This window comes from Pseudoalteromonas sp. CO109Y, assembly GCF_004208935.1.
Lineage (GTDB): Bacteria > Pseudomonadota > Gammaproteobacteria > Enterobacterales > Alteromonadaceae > Pseudoalteromonas > Pseudoalteromonas shioyasakiensis.
In genome coordinates this window covers 97,226-115,058 of record NZ_SGPD01000011.1, presented here as the reverse complement: position 1 = coordinate 115,058, position 17,833 = coordinate 97,226, and the positions used below count along the sequence as shown (strand labels likewise).

Genomic DNA, 17,833 nt, shown 5'->3' with positions numbered 1-17,833 from the left:
GGTTGCTCCTTATAGAATGTCGCCAGCTGACTCAGCTAAGATACGACGTGCGATAATCACACGCATGATTTCGTTTGTGCCTTCAAGAATTTGATGCACACGTACGTCTCTGAAATGACGCTCTAATGGGTATTCTTTGATGTAACCGTAACCACCGTGAATTTGTAGTGCGTCGTCACAGACTTTAAAACCAACATCTGTAGCAAAACGTTTTGCCATCGCGCAGTAAGTGGTTTTTTCGCTGTCACCTGTATCTAGTTTAAATGCGGCTAAGCGCACCATTTGACGAGCAGCAACAAGCTCGGTGTTCATATCGGCAATCTTAAATTGCAGTGCTTGGAAAGCAGCTAATGGCTTACCAAACTGCTCACGCTCTTTTAAGTATTCGCGTGCAGTATTAAGAGCTGCTTGAGCTGTACCTATTGAACAAGTTGCAATGTTAATACGACCACCGTCTAAGCCTTGCATTGCAAACTTAAAGCCTTCGCCTTCTTGACCTAGTAAGTTAGCCGCAGGAATTCTGACACCTTCAAAGCTAATTAAACGTGTTGGCTGTGCATTCCAGCCCATTTTTTCTTCAGCTTTACCGTATTCAATACCTGCAGCATCTGCAGGCACAACAAATGCCGAAATACCAGCTGCGCCTTCACCACCAGTGCGCGCCATAACCACAAGTAAATCAGTTTCACCGGCACCCGAAATAAACATTTTAGAGCCTGAGATCACATACTCATCGCCCTCTTTAACTGCTTTGGTTTTTAGTGATGCTGCATCAGAGCCAGAGCCAGGCTCTGTTAAACAGTAAGAAGCAAGTAACTCACCCATTACTAATTGTTCACAGTACTGGGCTTTAACGTCATCAGTACCAAAGCTTGCAATCATCCAGGTTGCCATATTATGAATGGTCAACATAGCGGTGGTTGCTGTACAACCCATGGCAAGCTGCTCAAAGATAATGCTTGAATCTAGGCGAGATAAACCTAAGCCGCCCGCTTCTTCAGGGGTATATAAACCACAAAAGCCTAGCTCACCGGCTGCCTTAATGGTGTCTTTAGGGAAAATGTGCTCTTGGTCCCACTTTGCTGCATGTGGGGCAAGTTCAGACTCTGCAAACTGACGGGCTGTTTCAGCAAACGCTTGCTGATCTTCGGTTAAATTAAAGTCCATAGTAGACCTCTATTTTGTTGTCTTATTCTTGTGTGAATAACGATTATTGTCGTTTAAATGTGTGTTCTTTGAGCGAGCGTGTGCTCGCTCAGCAGTAAATTAATTACGGCTTATTTAAGGTTGATACTCATGTTCGGACCTGAGGCGATATCATCCTCGAACCAACGTGAAGTAATTGTTTTCGTTTCTGTGTAAAAACGAATACCTTGCTTACCGTAGGTGTGTTGGTCACCGTAGAATGAGCCTTTCCAACCTGTGAAAGAGAAAAACGGTAGTGGCACAGGAATTGGCACGTTGATACCAACTTGACCTACTTCGATTTCATGTTGGAATTTACGTGCAGCAGCGCCGCTTGATGTGAATAACGAAGTACCGTTACCGTAAGGCGAGTTATTGATAAGCTCAATCGCCTCTTCTAGAGTATCTACAAACATACAAGCCAGTACAGGACCAAAGATCTCTTCTTTGTATAAATCCATCTCTGTGGTTACATCAGTAAATAGCGTTGGACCAACCCAGTTACCTTGCTCGTAACCTTCGACAGTAAAGTCAGAGCCATCAATTAAGCACGTTGCACCTTGTTCTTTACCACTTGCGATAAGTGATAAAATACGATCTTTAGCTGCTTTTGATGTTTGTGGGCCGTAAGCCGCGTTGGCATCATCCCATACACCTGGACGTACGTTTTCAAAGCCTGCTTTAATTTCGTCAACCCAGTCTTTTGCTTGGCCAACAAATACAGCAACCGAAATACCCATACAGCGCTGACCCGCAGCACCTACAGACGCACCTACTAGGTTGTTTACAACATGCGATTTACTTGCATCAGGCATAATAACCATGTGGTTTTTTGCACCTACACAAGCTTGCACGCGTTTAAGGTTTGCTGTGCCTTTTGAATAGATGTATTCACCTACCCCACACGAACCAACAAATGAAATAGCGCGTACTGCTGGGTCTTCTAATAAACGGTCAACTTGTGGTTTTGTACCGTGAACAACTTGTAACACCCCTTTTGGCGCGCCCGCTTCAACAAATAGTTCAGCTAAACGCATCGGTGTTAGTGGATCTTGCTCTGATGGTTTAAGAATAAAGGTGTTACCACACACAATAGCCAGTGGGAACATCCATAATGGGATCATCGCAGGGAAGTTAAATGGCGTAATACCCGCACATACACCTAGTGGCTGCATGTAAGAGTAAGTATCGATTTTACGCGCTACGTTTTCCATTGTTTCGCCCATCATCAGTGATGGTGCATTGGCTGCTTGCTCAACAACTTCAATACCGCGCCAAACATCGCCTTTGGCATCTTCAAATGTTTTACCCAGCTCATGACAAATAATCGTCGCAAGCTCGTCATGGTTTTCTTTTAGTAGTGCAGCGTATTTCATCATGATGCGCGCACGCTCAGAAATTGGCACTTCTTTCCACGTTTTAAATGTTTCTTTTGCAGAGGCAATGGCTGCATCCATTTCAGCATCTGTTGCACACGGAACTTGAGCTAACACTTCTTGGTTCGCAGGGTTGATAACATCAATCAGTTGCGATGAACTTGATTGGGTAAATTCGCCGTTGATAAATAAAGGTACTTGGTGCATGAGGCACTCCTCCCCAGTGGGTATAAAGAGGCCGCAACATGATAGTTTTTAAAATACGTTGCGGCTGTGAGAGATTAAAATTCTAAAGCGATTAAATAGCTTCAACAGCCATAGCAACAGCTTCACCACCACCGATACACAGTGAGGCAACACCTTTGCTAAGACCACGATTCTTTAATGCATGAATTAAGGTAACTAAGATACGCGCGCCGCTTGCACCAATTGGGTGACCAAGTGCACAGGCACCGCCGTTTACGTTTACTTTGCTTTCATCAAGTTTTAACTCGTTAATTGCAAGCATAGTCACCATCGCAAACGCTTCGTTGATTTCCCATAAATCAACATCATTCACAGACCAACCGGCTTTTTCTAAAAGCGATTGCATTGCGCCAACTGGTGCTAAAGTAAATTTGCTTGGTGCTTGAGAATGTGTGCTGTGAGCAACGATACGGCAAAGTGGTGTTAAACCTTGTGCTTTAGCATCTGACTCACGCATCAACACAAGCGCTGCTGCACCGTCAGAAATTGATGATGAGTTTGCAGCTGTAATAGTGCCGTCTTTTTTAAATGCAGGACGTAAACCTGGAATTTTATCAGGACGTGCATTGCCTGGTTGCTCATCAATCGCAACGGTCACATCACCTTTACGTGTAGAAATAGTGTGCGCGGCAATCTCGTTTGCAAATGCTCCTGTTTCAATTGCGCTATTTGCTTTAGTCAGTGAGCTAAGTGCAAAGTTATCCATTTGTTCACGACCAATTGAATATTGATCGGCAGTGTCTTGTGCAAAACAACCCATTGCTTTGTTGTCGTAAGCATCTTCAAGGCCATCACACATCATGTGATCTTTTACTTCGCCATGACCCATACGCATACCTGAACGTGCGTTTGGTAACATATAAGGGGCATTACTCATGCTTTCCATACCACCAGCAACCGCTGAGTTAATAGAGCCTGATTTAATTAAGTCATGGGCAAACATTGCAGCCTTTAAGCCAGAGCCACATACTTTGTTGATTGTTGTAGCGCCAGTACCTTGATTAAGACCCGCTTTTAACATTGCTTGGCGTGCCGGTGCTTGACCAAGACCAGCTGGTAATACACAGCCCATGATCACTTCGTCAATCTTATCGGCAGATAAACCGGCTTGCTCTAAGCTACTTTTAATAGCTGTAGCACCTAAATCAGTTGCGTGTGCACCACTTAGTGCGCCCATAAAACCACCCATAGGGGTACGTTTTGCGGCAACAATAACAACGGCTTCAGTAGTCATAATTGGCTCCATGTAAGTGGTTATCATCATGTGTTCAAATCATGTGTAACCAAACAGTTAATTTGTTATAGTTTAATTTCGATTTAATTCAGCATACATAATATTCACGTTTACGCCAACGTAAATCTAAAATCAACATTTTTGCGGCCGGCAAAACTGTAAACTTATCTGTATTTTGTTGTATGAAAAATCGAACATCTGCTTACAAGGCTAGATAAATAAAGCTTTTCAACAAATCCAACCAGTTATCTTTATAAGTCTAAAGTATAACTCCCAAATCACCCTTTACCTTTACGTAAACTTCACTTATATTGGTGTTATTCGAATGAGGTAAATAAATAATGAAACAAGACAATCAAACAAACTTTGAAAGCGCAGCAGTTGAACCTGCTAGCAATGAGCAAACGTTTAGTATCAGCGAACTAGCAAAAGAATTTGATATTACCACCCGCTCTATCCGCTTTTATGAAGACCAAGGCCTGATCTCACCTGATCGCAATGGTCAAACCCGTATTTATTCAAAACGCGACAAAGTAAGACTAAAACTTATTCTACGTGGTAAACGCTTAGGTTTTACCTTGGCTGAAACGGGCCGTTTGTTTGAACTTTACGATGCAGATAAATCGAGCGCTAAACAGCTAGTCACTATGCTTGACCTTATCGCAGAGAAAAAAGCGGACCTGAGCCAACAAATGGACGACATTAAAGTTGTACTAATGGAATTGGTTACAGCAGAACGCCGCTGTCGTGAAACCCTTAATAATTTAGACGAATAACCTGACAACAATCTCGTCAACAGACTCTCACAGGAACACACATTATGAGCACTATTTCACTTTATAAAGAAATGAACTTCGGACTTGGCGAAACAGCAGACATGATCCGCGATCACGTTAATAGCTTTGCTAGCCAAGAAATTGCCCCACTTGCAGAACAAACAGATGTAGACAATGCCTTCCCTAATCAACTTTGGCCACAGCTTGGCGAAATGGGTTTATTAGGAATGACAGTGCCTGAAGAATTTGGCGGTGCTGGCCTTGGTTACCTTGAGCACGTAATCGCAATGGAAGAAATTAGCCGTGCAAGTGCATCGATTGGTTTAAGTTATGGTGCTCATTCAAACTTATGTGTTAACCAAATTAACCGTAATGGGTCACAAGCACAAAAAGAAAAGTACTTACCTAAGCTTATCAGCGGTGAGCACATTGGTGCCCTTGCGATGAGTGAGCCAAATGCGGGTTCTGACGTTGTATCAATGAAATTAAAAGCTGAGAAAAAAGGCGATGTGTTTGTACTTAACGGTAACAAGATGTGGATCACGAATGGTCCAGATGCCGATACCTTTGTTATCTATGCAAAAACAGATTTAAATGCCGGCCCTAAAGGGATCACAGCCTTCATCGTTGAACGTAACACACCAGGATTTTCTACTGCGCAGAAGCTAGACAAACTTGGTATGCGTGGCTCTAACACCTGTGAATTAGTGTTCGAGAACTGCGAAGTACCAGCAGAAAACATTCTAGGTAACTTAAACGAAGGCGTAAAAGTACTTATGAGTGGCCTAGATTATGAGCGTGTTGTTTTAGCTGCAGGCCCGCTTGGCATTATGCAAGCATGTATGGATATTGTGGTTCCTTATATTCATGAGCGTAAACAATTTGATAGCCCAATTGGTCAGTTCCAACTGATTCAAGGCAAAATTGCTGACATGTACACGCAAATGAATGCAGCTCGTTCTTATGTTTACACGGTAGCTCGTGCATGTGATCGCGGCGAAACAACGCGTAAAGATGCCGCTGGCGCTATTTTATATGCCGCAGAGCTGGCGACTAAGATGGCCCTGGATGCTATTCAGATCTTAGGTGGTAATGGTTATATCAACGAATATGCGACAGGGCGTTTATTACGTGATGCAAAACTATATGAAATTGGCGCAGGTACTTCAGAAATCCGCCGCATGCTAATTGGTCGCGAATTATTCACTGAAAGCCGATAGGACCTTGTTATGACGATTTTAAAATCGAGTGTAAATCCACACGATCCGCAATTTTTGCAAAATCACGACAACATGGCAGCGCTCGTAAGTGATTTACGTGAAAAAGTCGCTGATATCCGTTTAGGTGGTGGCCCAGCCCTGATTGAGCGCCACCAAGGCCGCGGTAAGTTGTTTGTTCGTGACCGTATTGAAACGCTACTTGATGAAGGCTCGCCATTTTTAGAGATTTCTCAATTTGCTGCCTTTGGCGTGTATGAACAAGCTATTCCATGTGCCGGTGTTGTTGCTGGTATTGGTCGTGTTAAAGGCGTTGAATGTATGATCATCGCCAATGATGCAACTGTAAAAGGCGGTACATACTTTCCACTAACGGTAAAAAAACATCTACGTGCTCAAGATATCGCAGAGCGTTGTCATTTACCGTGTATTTATTTAGTTGATTCAGGCGGTGCAAACCTGCCTGAACAAGATGATGTATTTCCAGATAAATTACACTTTGGCCGTATTTTCTATAATCAGGCTCGTATGTCTGGTAAAGGCATTCCACAAATTGCAGTCGTAATGGGTTTATGTACTGCAGGTGGTGCTTATGTACCAGCCATGGCTGATGAAAGTATTATCGTAAAAGAGCAAGGCACAATTTTCTTAGCAGGCCCGCCACTGGTTAAAGCGGCTACGGGTGAAGAAGTGAGTGCTGAAGAGCTCGGTGGTGCTGATGTTCACTGTAAAACATCAGGTGTTGCCGATCACTATGCTGAAAACGATGCTCATGCGCTTTCGATTGCGCGCCAATGTATTGAACGAATTAACTATCAGCGCCCTACTGCACCATTACTTGATGATGTTAAACCGCCGCGTTACGACATTAACGAAATTTACGGCATTGTGGGTACCGACCTTAAAAAGCCATTTGATGTACGCGAAGTAATTGCCCGTGTTGTTGATGATTCATCGTTTGATGAATTTAAACGCTACTTTGGCGAAACACTAGTAACCGGCTTTGCAAAAATATTTGGTCACCCTGTCGGTATTGTTGCCAACAACGGCATTTTATTTAGTGAATCAGCGCAAAAAGGCGCGCACTTTATACAACTATGTGCACAACGCAAAATTCCTTTAGTGTTTTTACAAAACATTACTGGCTTTATGGTTGGTAAAAAATACGAAGCTGAAGGCATCGCCAAACATGGTGCGAAAATGGTAACCGCTGTGTCATGTGCTGATGTGCCAAAATTTACCGTGTTAATTGGTGGCTCGTATGGTGCAGGTAACTACGGTATGTGTGGCCGCGCGTTTGAGCCTACCATGATGTGGATGTGGCCAAATGCTCGTATCTCTGTAATGGGTGGTGAACAAGCAGCAGGCGTTCTTGCACAAGTTAAACAAGATGGTTTAGCCCGTAAAGGCGAAAGCATGACTGATGAGCAAGTCAGTGAGTTTAAAAAGCCAATTATAGAGCAATACGAAAAACAAGGTCATCCATATTACGCCAGTGCCCGCCTTTGGGATGATGGCATTATCGATCCTGCTGATACCCGCAATGTATTAGGGCTTGCCTTAAGTGCAGCTAAAAATGCACCAGAGCGCGATTCGCAGTTCGGCGTATTTAGAATGTAATGGAGGCCTTATGTCAGTAACACTCGAAATAACAAAATCAAATGTGGCTGTACTGGTACTAAGTCGCCCTGAAAAACACAATGCATTTAACGAAGAAGTCATCAGTGAGCTGATCCGTTTAATTGAACATGCAAATAGCTGTGATGTGCGCGCACTGGTTTTAAAAACCGAAGGTAAGCACTTCTCTGCTGGCGCTGATTTAAACTGGATGAAGTCGATGGCTGGCAATGACTTTGCAGAAAACTTAGCGGACTCTATGCAGCTAGCAAAGCTTATGAAAGTCCTTGCTACAAGCCCACATCCAACAATTTGTGCCGTACAAGGTGCTGCATTTGGCGGTGCGTTAGGCTTGATTGCGTGTTGTGATATCGCAATTTGCCAAGACGATGCACAGTTTTGCTTAAGTGAAGTAAAGCTTGGTCTTATTCCTGCAGTTATCAGCCCTTATGTCATTAAAGCTATTGGTGAGCGCGCTGCACGTCGTTATTTTTTAACGGCAGAGATTTTTGACGCGCATACAGCTAAGCAACTGGGTTTAATTCACCAGATCACCGGCGATTTACAAACAGCGCTCGACAAACATTTACAAAACCTTGTCAACAATGGCCCTATTGCTGTTAAAGCAGCGAAGCAGCTAATCAATGATGTCGCTGGCAACGTAATAGATAATGCGCTGATTGAGTTAACCGCAGAGCGCATTGCACGCATTCGTGTATCTGAAGAAGGCCAAGAAGGCCTAACTGCATTTTTTGAAAAACGTGCCCCTAACTGGCAGAAATAGGAACCATTATGACAACAAAATCATTGAAAAAAATTCTCGTTGCCAACCGTGGTGAAATTGCCTGCCGAGTTATGCGTACAGCAAAGCAAATGGGCTTAACAACGGTTGCAGTGTATTCAGATGCTGATAAATATGCCCAGCACGTAAAGCTTGCTGATGAGGCGTATCGTATTGGTCCTGCGCCAAGTAAAGATTCGTACTTAGTGGCAGACAAAATCATCGATGTGGCAAAACAAGCTGGTGTTGATTGTATTCACCCTGGCTATGGTTTTTTATCTGAGAACTGTGACTTTGCCCTCGCGTGTGAGAAAAATGATATCGCCTTTATAGGCCCGCCTGCATCAAGTATTGAAGCTATGGGCTCAAAAACCCGCGCTAAAGAAATTATGCACCAAGCAAATGTACCTTTAGTGCCTGGTTACTATGGTGACAACCAAGATACTGAGTTTTTACAAGCTGAGGCTGAAAAAATTGGTTACCCGGTACTGATTAAAGCGGCCTTTGGTGGCGGTGGTAAAGGTATGCGAGTTGTTGAACACGCAAAAGATTTTATCAGTGCTCTTGAAGGCGCAAAACGTGAAGCAAAAGCCGGCTTTGGTAACGATTTAGTACTGTTAGAGCGCTACGTCACTAAACCTCGCCATGTTGAAGTACAAGTTTTTGCAGATAGCCATGGTAACTGCGTGTACTTAGGCGACCGTGACTGCTCTTTGCAGCGTCGTCACCAAAAAGTAATTGAAGAAGCCCCTGCTCCGGGTTTATCTGATGAACTTCGTAAAGAAATGGGTGAAGCAGCAGTACGTTGTGCCCAAGCGATTAACTATCGCGGTGCAGGTACTGTTGAGTTTTTATTATGCGGTGATGAATTCTTCTTCATGGAAATGAACACCCGTTTACAAGTAGAGCACCCAGTAACAGAAATGGTAACCGGTGTTGATTTGGTTAATTGGCAAATCAATATGGCGGCAGGTGAAGCATTACCACTTGGCCAAGCAGATATTCAGCTACAAGGTCACAGCTTTGAAGCGCGTATTTATGCAGAAGATCCAAGTAATGACTTTATTCCGTGTTCTGGCCACATTGACGCCCTATTCACACCGAACGAATCTGAATTTGTACGTATAGATACAGGGGTTGCAGCGGGTGATGAAATTAGCCCGTTCTACGACCCTATGATAGCTAAATTAATTGTTCATGACGATAACCGTGAGGCAGCGCTTGGGCGTTTATCAAAAGCACTAGAGCAATTCCACCTAGCAGGTTTTAGCTGTAACGTTAATTTCTTACATAATCTTGCTAACCACGCTACTTTTCAAGCAGGTGCACCCGATACGCACTTTATTGAAGACCAAGGTGAGCGCCTTGTTGCTAAAAACGAGCAACAGTCTGTTATTGCAACCGTTGTGGCAGCCTATGCGTATGCATATCAACTAAAAGGTGAAAGCAGCATCCCATGGCAACAATTAACAGGCTTTATGCTAAACAGTGACGCTAAAACAGCAATTCCGTTTGTTGATTTAAACGTTCATACTGTTAAGACCTCAGAAGGCTTTAAAATCAACCTAGATGGAGTTGACTATACAACTTCGGGTAGCGTTGAAAATGGCCTTGCGAACTTAGTCGTTAATGGCGAAAAAGTTGTGGCTCATATTAATCAAGCAGACTCTCACATCACAGTGATGTACAAAGCACAGCAAACGGTGCTAGAACTGATTGATAAACACTATATTAGTGAACACGAAAGTGATGCACTACCACTCGCTGCACCACTCAATGGTACTGTTGTTAAGCATTTAGTTGAGGTAGGTAGTACTGTCGCTAAAGGTGACGCTGTTGTCATCATCGAAGCGATGAAAATGGAATACACCCTTAATGCCCCGCATGATGGTGTATTAACGAGCTATTGCTTTGCTGAAGGTGAATTGGTGAGCCACGGTGATATGCTCGCGATTGTAGAAGAGCCGGAGGCGTAATGGCACAGTTTCCTGATTTTGTTCGCATTGTAGAAGTTGGCGCCAGAGACGGCTTGCAAAATGAAGCCGCCGTTAGCACTCAAGATAAAGTCGCTCTTATCAACGCACTAGCAGGTGCTGGGCTTAAAGATATAGAAGCAGGCGCCTTTGTGTCACCTAAATGGGTGCCACAAATGGCTGACTCAAGCGATGTAATTAGCGCGTTAAATTTGCCTAATGTTAACTTAAGTGCCCTCACCCCAAATTTACGGGGTGCAGAGGCTGCAAAACAAGTCGGCATACAAGAATTTGCTATCTTTACAGCAGCAAGTGAAGCGTTTTGTCAAAAGAACATTAACTGCTCGATTGATGAAAGTATTGACCGCTTTAAAGATGTCATGGATTTTGCCAAGGCGAATAACATTCGTGTTAGAGGTTATGTTAGCTGCGTCATGGGTTGTCCATATCAAGGTGATGTCGACTACAATGATGTATTAAAAGTATCAGAGCGATTATTAGAGCTTGGTTGTTATGAAATAAGCCTTGGCGACACCATTGGTGTGGGTACGGCGAAAAAAGTCGATGAGTTATTAGATTTACTTTTACAACATATTGATAAATCAAAACTTGCTGTACATTTTCACGACACCTACGGACAAGCGCTCACAAATATTTACACCGCCCTAACACGCGGTATAGCAACGGTTGACAGTGCTGTTGCAGGCCTTGGTGGCTGCCCTTATGCCAAAGGCGCGTCAGGAAATGTTGCCACTGAAGATGTAGTTTACTTACTACAAGGGCTTGGCATAGAGCATGGAATTGATTTAGAAAGACTGGCGAAAGCTGGTTGGGCTATTTGCAGTGCCCTAAATAAACAACCTGTCAGCAAGGTATCACTTGCTCTAAAGAACACTCAGAATAATTAAGGAGTAGGCTCATGGCCGGTTTCGATAAAGTGGTTTCAAGTTATGAAGCTGCAATGGAAGGTTTAAAAGATGGCGATACTATTATCGCTGGTGGCTTTGGCTTGTGTGGTATTCCTGAGGGACTTATCAGTGAAATTAAGCGTAAACAAACTAAAAATCTAACCGTTGTTTCGAACAACTGCGGTGTTGATGATTTTGGCTTAGGTGTTTTACTTCATGATAAGCAAATTAAAAAAATCATCGCTTCTTATGTAGGTGAAAATGCGCTTTTCGAAAAACAACTACTCGATGGCGAAATTGATGTTGTTTTAACACCACAAGGGACGCTCGCTGAGAAGATGCGCGCCGGTGGTGCGGGTATTCCTGCGTTTTATACAGCTACAGGTTACGGCACTCCTGTTGCCGAAGGTAAAGAAGTCAAAGAATTTGATGGTCGCCCGTATATCTTAGAAGAATCAATTACGGGTGAGTTTGCCATTGTTAAAGCATGGAAAGCTGACCGCTACGGTAACCTTGTATTTCGCCACACAGCAATGAACTTCAACCCGATGGCCGCAACAGCAGGTAAAATTACCGTTGCTGAAGTAGAAGAAATTGTTGAGCCAGGTGAACTTGAGCCAAGCCAAATTCATACTCCAGGTATTTATGTTAATCGCGTGATCAAAGGCGACTTTGAAAAACGCATTGAACGTGTAACAACTCGCGATTAAGGAGCAATAAAATGGCATTATCACGTGAACAAGTTGCAATGCGTGTTGCACAAGAACTACAAGATGGCTATTACGTAAACCTAGGTATTGGTATCCCTACTCTGGTTGCTAACTATGTACCTGAAGGTATTGAAGTTATGCTGCAGTCTGAAAATGGCTTATTAGGTATGGGTGCGTACCCAACCAAAGACCAAGTTGATGCAGATATGATCAACGCGGGTAAAGAAACCGTGACAGCAGCCACAGGTGCAGCAATATTTAATAGTGCAGATAGTTTTGCCATGATACGGGGTGGTCATGTAGACTTAACTGTATTAGGTGCATTTGAAGTTGACCAGAACGGTAACATCGCATCGTGGATGATCCCAAAAAAGCTAATTAAAGGCATGGGTGGCGCGATGGACCTCGTTGCTGGCGCGAAGAATATTATTGTTACGATGACTCATGCAAGCAAGCATGGCGACTCTAAGTTATTAGAAAGTTGCACTTTACCGCTAACTGGGGTTAACTGTGTAAAGAAAATCGTAACTGATTTAGCCGTACTAGAAGTTAAAGACGGCGCATTTCATCTAATCGAACGCGCTCCAGGCGTGTCGGTAGATGAAATTATTAGCAAAACGGCAGGCAAATTGCTTGTTGAAGGTGATGTTCCAGAGATGGTTTTTTAAACCACTCACATCCCATGTACCGACCTCATTCCCAGTGCCAATGGCGCTGAGTTACCCAAAATCCCTCGCAAGAGGGATTTTTTTTATCTAAAGTCAGCCCTTTGCCGCACCATTTTGTCACATAAATAGTATAAAATGCCCTGCTTTAGTGAATTGGCAGTATCTAATACTGAGACTATGACGAAATAGCTAAAACTGCTAAGATCACTTTTTTACTAAACATTTGCCTAAACATAGATTAAACGAGCGATTCACGATTGTTTTTTATACAATATGGCAAGAGTTAGCTATATTCATTCTTTACTCTCTATTTTTTACATTTTGGGATAATAATTGCTTAGCAGTTAATTAACTAACAAGCGCTATTGAGACTTACTGAAATTAACTATGCAAACACCTATTCGTGGCCTACGCTCATTTTGTTTTGCTGCACGCACCCTTAGCTTTAAAGATGCTGCAAACCAACTTTACCTTACACCGTCTGCCGTAAGCCATCAGATCAAACAATTAGAAGAACAATTGGGTATTGAACTATTTGAACGTCAAACCCGCTCTATCCGCCTAACTGCTGCGGGGAAGAATTTTTATGACTCTGTATCACCGCTGATCAAAGCGCTAGAAAAAACCATTAATGAGTTTAGTCAGTTACAAGAAAACGTAACGATCAGTATTACGCTACCTGAGTTTTTTGCCAGTGAGCTTTTAATGCCAAAACTGAGCGAATGGACCAGTGAGCACCCAAATACAAACTTACAGCTTAATACCTTAAAAACGCGTAAAGAGCTGACTAAGCAAAGCGATTTGTCGATTGTATTGTCTTCATCTAAACCGCACGAAGGCGTTGTACATGAGCTATTTTCACTATCTTATACACCAGCTTGCAATAAAGAAAACTGGCAAGCATGGCAAGAAAACCCGTTTCAGGCATTAAATGAAGTACCTCTTATACTTCATAAAGCGCGTCCTTGGGCTTGGCACCAATGGGCAGAGCATGCTGGTATTGATGACTTTGCACCAAAACAAATTATTCAGGTTGATAGTATGTTTGGTGTGGCACGTGCCGCGCAACAGGGTATGGGTATTGCCCTAATCCCCTTACCTATCAGTCAGACTTGGTTTGATGAGCAGTGGTTATTTAATTTCACCGATATGCCATTAAAAACAAAAGATAAATATTACTTAGTGCAACACGATCCTAGCGAAACTAATGCACAATTAGAGCTATTTATAAAATGGATGATTGATACTTTTAAACATCTAAAATAATAAATAAAGGACCCTCAATTTTGTTGAGGGTCTTTTATTGCTAATTTAACTTTTCGACTTGGTTACTAAAATACTCACTTTGTTTTCACCAATTTCAAAAGAAGCCTGTTTACCATATTCCACAACAAAAGAAGGTGTGAAATAGCTGCCAGCGAGTGTGATTGATGTTTCTACAGCTGCCGTATTATTTTGTTGTGGTGTAACTTTAACTTCATAACTAAACCCCTCACCTATAGAGATGGTCGCAGGTTGTTTTTCTTCCACCAGCATTACTGGCGATGCTAGTAGCTCATTCGCTTTATAAACAGATGTTTCAACTTGAAAGCTATCAGCTGCGAAGCAACTTGTTGATGCTAAAAATACTCCAGCTACTAAACCTAACTGTTTCTTCATATTTATTTCCTTATCTCATTTATAGGGTTTATCCGTAATTAATATCAGTTAGTACGTTTATTTGATACACGGAAATTTCTGAATCTATAACTATCTCTATCAAAGCTCTCGATAATACACATCAATGGTATGTGATATAGCTTCATAGCTGTTATTTTCATGTTTAAAGCAGGCTTTGCGCAGTTCCTTCTCTTCGTAGTTTTTACCTGCTACTACGACTTGATCTAAAGTTTGTGAACTTGCACAGAATTGCTGTTTTGAAATTGTTTCTATTTTAACTGATTCAGCTTTTGAGCGCGGTAATGAACTAGGCTTAGGATTTTGCTTCATGCCTTCAAGTAACTGAGCTTTAGTAACAGGTACAGTATCTGACCCTATGCCTGGAATATGCAATGTTTGTCTAATGGTATAGTTTTTACTTAATAATGGCGTAAACAAAGATACATCGTTGCTCAAATAAGCCTGCTCAAAATTAAGATAAACAGCAACTTTATCTTCAGCTGCATTGGCAATAACAGGCCCTAAAAGTAACAACGCAAGTATCAGTTTCATGGTTATACGCTTATTCTAAATAAATTAAATCATCAACTATACATACCATCATAAAGTACCGATTTTATTTCTAATTAACAACAATTTGTTTGTTTTGCATACTCTGCCCCTATATTTTTCTTTATCGTAAACTTTAGCTATTTAAACCCCGTGTCTACTTTATCGGGGTCAGATCACCCGGCTGACGGCTGACGGCTGACGGCTGACGGCTGACGGCTGACGGCTGACGGCTGACGGCTGACGGCTTTAAGACTAACTCATTACATTAGACTAAAGTCTATAGGTTAAATTTCTTCATCTATTAGGTCATTTTTTATCGTTTGTTGAATTTGCGCTGTTCAATTAAAGTTCATTTGTCGGCGATTGATACCGATTCAAATAGAGGAAAAGATTATGTTTAGTACACTTATGAAACGCGTTGCACTTAGCTCTTTATTAACTTGTTCAGCTATGGCAGTGGCTGATCAGAGTGACTACAAATTGATGGTAATTGACCAATCTATCACTGCTGATGTTGCAGAAAACCGTCAATACGAACAAGCATTTAATGACTGTGCTTTGAGTGTTAAAGAGAAAAAATTCTCTGAAGCTGAAACATTATGCTCAAAAGCAATCAGCTTACTGAGTACGAGTAAAGTACCTAGCTACAAACGTCGCGAACTAACGTCATTTACGTTAAGCAACCGCGGTGTTGCACGCATCATGTCTGAAAACGACACTGCGGCATTGTCTGACTTTTACGAAGCAGTACAAATTTCAGGTAACGAGTTAGTTGAGCACAACTTAACTCGTGCGAAAAAGAACTTAGCGTTATAAGTTCTCAAAGAATTGTGTTGTCTCAAAACCCAGCCTCGGCTGGGTTTTGCCGTTTAGGGGTTTCGCTTTTTAGTCTTCCGCTTTTATTAATAAATTAAGCTCTTTTAGTAATAAGCTCTCTACTGTCTGTTTATCCATTTTAGCCAATTGCTCTAAGCTGTAATTTTTGCCAATTTCTTTAGCTAAAATAAAACCTAGGTAATAACCTCTTCGGTATGGCAGCTTTGTCTCGTCCTTTGCGAAGTTGAAAAATGAAGAATATATTTCAGGTTTTTTTGAATAAAACTTTTTCTTGAGGTCAACGAGAGAATCGAGCTGTCTTGAGCGAATCTTTTTCACCAGATTGCTAGGTATGTTTAGCATCAATTCATCATCACTGGCTGACGGAGTTAATTTATATGAAACGTAAGTAGCTAATCCCTCAGTCCAAATAGAGCACCATAGCTCATCCTTACAGTGGAATAATTTTTCATGATAAACATGAAATAACTCGTGATGAAAGAATGGCGTATCGTTTTTCCAGGTATGATATTTGGCCATAAGGTCTACACCAAACATTAAGTAAGATTTACCATTTAACTCTCGCGTTGCCCCATTGAACCTTCCTAATGAGTGAAGTATGTAAATGGGGGTTTCAGATTTGAAATCAGGGAAAGTAGCAATAAATGATTCAATACTGCTGTTTAAATCTTTAGATAAACGCCTATTTTTTGATAAATATACTTCTTCTACACCACTGAAACCCTCAATAGCTTTAACAAAGCTTTTATCACTATAAAAAGGCGCAAATTGAGAGGTGAAATGTTGAGAAAACTGCTCTGCTCTATTTTCTGCAGTCAACGTCTTGCTTGACTGATATAAAGTATAAAAATCATCAGCGAGATTAATGACTTCGAAATCAGCTGACTGCTTGTTAGCAAGCGTCTTAAATGAAAGCACTCCAGATATGAGACTGGAGAGTAAAAGAAATTTAGATAATTTTAGCATAATTATAGTTAAAAGTATTTGTTAGGTGAGTAGTCTATTGTGACGATATCTCAATACTCGAGGAAATATAACCGTTAATAATCTCGATTTGAGAAGGCAGACCATGGATAGGCTCTGAAGCAGCTTGAATTGGAAAGTTTAGTTTTGGTAAATCAATTATATTGGGTGTTGATATGCCAAACCAAAAGCCAACAGGTTCATCATCAACAAACATACATGGTTGTGTATACTCAATCCCGGCTAAGCCGATATTAATGTAACCCAAGAATTTATTGCCATTAGCATCAGTAAACAGGGATTTTACGAGTAACTGCATAAGTGACGGCATTAATTTATCAAGCACTCAGCTAAGCTAATTTAACTTTCCAATACAGGAATAAAACAACTTCACCTCCTCTACACCACAGTAAAAACCTGAACCCTGAGTAATTACTCTATAGATTAAATTTCTTCATCTATCAGTTTTAATTTAATCGTTTGTTTAGCTTATAGGAATATTTTAAAGTTCACTCGTTGGCAAGAAACACCAACTTATTCAGAGGAAAACTATCATGTTAAAAACACTTGTAAAAACTATTGCACTTAGCTCTTTATTAACTTGCTCAGCGATGGCAGTAGCCGACCAAGCTGATTATAAACTGATGGTTATTGAGCAAGCTCAATCTAACGACAATGCAACTAGCCAATACGAAACTGCCTTCAACCGCTGTGCATTAAGCGTTAAAGAAAAGAATTTTTCAGAAGCGGAAAGCCTGTGTACACAAGCAATTTCTCTTCTAAGCACAAGTAAAGTACCTGGTTACAAACGCCGTGAACTAACATCGTTTGCACTTAGTAACCGTGGTGTTGCACGCATCATGTCTGAAAACGATACTGCTGCTCTTTCTGACTTTTATGAAGCAGTGCAAATTTCTAAAAACGAACTTGTTAACCACAACTTAAGCCGCGCAAAACAAAACCTAGCGCTGTAAAAGTTACCCCAACCAAATTGTTGTCGAAAGCCCGGTTCTTGTGTGTTCTGACCGGGCTTTTTTTCGTCTAAAATATCTGCGTTATAGAATACTTTTCTTCACCTCATAGGTGCGATTATATCGTTTGTCAGTTTTATACCCTGTTTTCTAACTTTAT

The 17,833-nt window shown here is 41.6% G+C and carries 18 protein-coding genes; 11 read left to right on the top strand and 7 right to left on the bottom strand.

Features of this window, described 5'->3' with window-relative positions:
- Positions 1–9 precede the first annotated feature (9 nt).
- From EXT43_RS03310 to EXT43_RS03300, 3 genes are all read right to left on the bottom strand, one after another.
- Positions 10–1,167 (bottom strand): acyl-CoA dehydrogenase family protein, encoded by a 1,158-nt coding sequence (locus tag EXT43_RS03310; RefSeq protein ID WP_063528915.1) that lies wholly within the window; start codon positions 1,165–1,167, stop codon positions 10–12.
- Positions 1,168–1,277: 110 nt separating this feature from the next.
- Complete coding sequence (locus tag EXT43_RS03305; RefSeq protein ID WP_055197193.1) at positions 1,278–2,768, bottom strand: CoA-acylating methylmalonate-semialdehyde dehydrogenase; 1,491 nt, start codon at positions 2,766–2,768, stop codon at positions 1,278–1,280.
- 91 nt (positions 2,769–2,859) lie between these two features.
- Positions 2,860–4,041: an acetyl-CoA C-acyltransferase gene (locus EXT43_RS03300; RefSeq protein ID WP_062564427.1), complete on the bottom strand. Its 1,182-nt coding sequence runs from the start codon at positions 4,039–4,041 to the stop codon at positions 2,860–2,862.
- A 341-nt stretch (positions 4,042–4,382) separates the two neighbouring features.
- Between EXT43_RS03300 and EXT43_RS03295 the strand changes: the two genes are divergently transcribed.
- The 9 genes from EXT43_RS03295 (at position 4,383) to EXT43_RS03255 (ending at position 13,957) form a co-directional block, all read left to right on the top strand.
- A complete protein-coding gene (locus tag EXT43_RS03295) occupies positions 4,383–4,817 on the top strand; it encodes a MerR family DNA-binding transcriptional regulator (RefSeq protein WP_054553803.1) in 435 nt (144 codons plus the stop codon).
- Between the two features lie 44 nt (positions 4,818–4,861).
- Positions 4,862–6,037 (top strand): isovaleryl-CoA dehydrogenase, encoded by a 1,176-nt coding sequence (locus tag EXT43_RS03290; protein ID WP_054561519.1) that lies wholly within the window; start codon positions 4,862–4,864, stop codon positions 6,035–6,037.
- Between the two features lie 9 nt (positions 6,038–6,046).
- Positions 6,047–7,654: a carboxyl transferase domain-containing protein gene (locus tag EXT43_RS03285; RefSeq protein ID WP_054561520.1), complete on the top strand. Its 1,608-nt coding sequence runs from the start codon at positions 6,047–6,049 to the stop codon at positions 7,652–7,654.
- A 10-nt stretch (positions 7,655–7,664) separates the two neighbouring features.
- Positions 7,665–8,435 (top strand): enoyl-CoA hydratase/isomerase family protein, encoded by a 771-nt coding sequence (locus EXT43_RS03280; protein WP_062564429.1) that lies wholly within the window; start codon positions 7,665–7,667, stop codon positions 8,433–8,435.
- Between the two features lie 8 nt (positions 8,436–8,443).
- Complete coding sequence (locus tag EXT43_RS03275; RefSeq protein ID WP_130166328.1) at positions 8,444–10,408, top strand: acetyl/propionyl/methylcrotonyl-CoA carboxylase subunit alpha; 1,965 nt, start codon at positions 8,444–8,446, stop codon at positions 10,406–10,408.
- Positions 10,408–11,313: a hydroxymethylglutaryl-CoA lyase gene (locus EXT43_RS03270; protein ID WP_062564431.1), complete on the top strand. Its 906-nt coding sequence runs from the start codon at positions 10,408–10,410 to the stop codon at positions 11,311–11,313. The genes EXT43_RS03275 and EXT43_RS03270 overlap by 1 nt, the downstream gene beginning before the upstream one ends.
- An 11-nt stretch (positions 11,314–11,324) precedes the next feature.
- Positions 11,325–12,023 (top strand): CoA transferase subunit A, encoded by a 699-nt coding sequence (locus EXT43_RS03265; protein WP_054553797.1) that lies wholly within the window; start codon positions 11,325–11,327, stop codon positions 12,021–12,023.
- 11 nt (positions 12,024–12,034) lie between these two features.
- Positions 12,035–12,691 (top strand): 3-oxoacid CoA-transferase subunit B, encoded by a 657-nt coding sequence (locus EXT43_RS03260; protein WP_062564432.1) that lies wholly within the window; start codon positions 12,035–12,037, stop codon positions 12,689–12,691.
- A 387-nt stretch (positions 12,692–13,078) separates the two neighbouring features.
- Entirely contained in the window at positions 13,079–13,957 is an 879-nt protein-coding gene (locus EXT43_RS03255) for a LysR family transcriptional regulator (RefSeq protein WP_062564433.1), read from the top strand.
- 45 nt (positions 13,958–14,002) lie between these two features.
- Here EXT43_RS03255 and EXT43_RS03250 read toward each other — a convergent pair whose 3' ends face one another.
- Together EXT43_RS03250 and EXT43_RS03245 are read right to left on the bottom strand one after the other, a co-directional pair.
- Entirely contained in the window at positions 14,003–14,350 is a 348-nt protein-coding gene (locus EXT43_RS03250; RefSeq protein WP_054553794.1) for a hypothetical protein, read from the bottom strand.
- A gap of 99 nt (positions 14,351–14,449) precedes the next feature.
- The gene (locus tag EXT43_RS03245) at positions 14,450–14,902 is read right to left on the bottom strand and encodes a hypothetical protein (protein ID WP_062564434.1); all 453 of its coding nucleotides are present in this window, start codon (positions 14,900–14,902) and stop codon (positions 14,450–14,452) included.
- Between the two features lie 393 nt (positions 14,903–15,295).
- Between EXT43_RS03245 and EXT43_RS03240 the strand changes: the two genes are divergently transcribed.
- On the top strand, positions 15,296–15,718 hold the full coding sequence (locus EXT43_RS03240; protein WP_055197207.1) for a hypothetical protein: 423 nt from the start codon (positions 15,296–15,298) through the stop codon (positions 15,716–15,718).
- 69 nt (positions 15,719–15,787) lie between these two features.
- Here the strand turns inward: EXT43_RS03240 and EXT43_RS03235 are convergent, their stop codons facing one another.
- Complete coding sequence (locus EXT43_RS03235; RefSeq protein WP_062564435.1) at positions 15,788–16,705, bottom strand: hypothetical protein; 918 nt, start codon at positions 16,703–16,705, stop codon at positions 15,788–15,790.
- A 34-nt stretch (positions 16,706–16,739) separates the two neighbouring features.
- Positions 16,740–17,021, bottom strand: a complete 282-nt coding sequence (locus EXT43_RS03230) for a hypothetical protein (protein WP_130166327.1) — start codon at positions 17,019–17,021, stop codon at positions 16,740–16,742.
- Between the two features lie 235 nt (positions 17,022–17,256).
- Here EXT43_RS03230 and EXT43_RS03225 point away from each other — a divergent pair, with 235 nt between their 5' ends.
- Positions 17,257–17,676 carry a hypothetical protein gene (locus EXT43_RS03225; protein ID WP_055197213.1) on the top strand — a complete coding sequence of 140 codons (420 nt, stop codon included), beginning with the start codon at positions 17,257–17,259 and terminating at the stop codon, positions 17,674–17,676.
- The last annotated feature ends 157 nt before the right edge of the window (positions 17,677–17,833 follow it).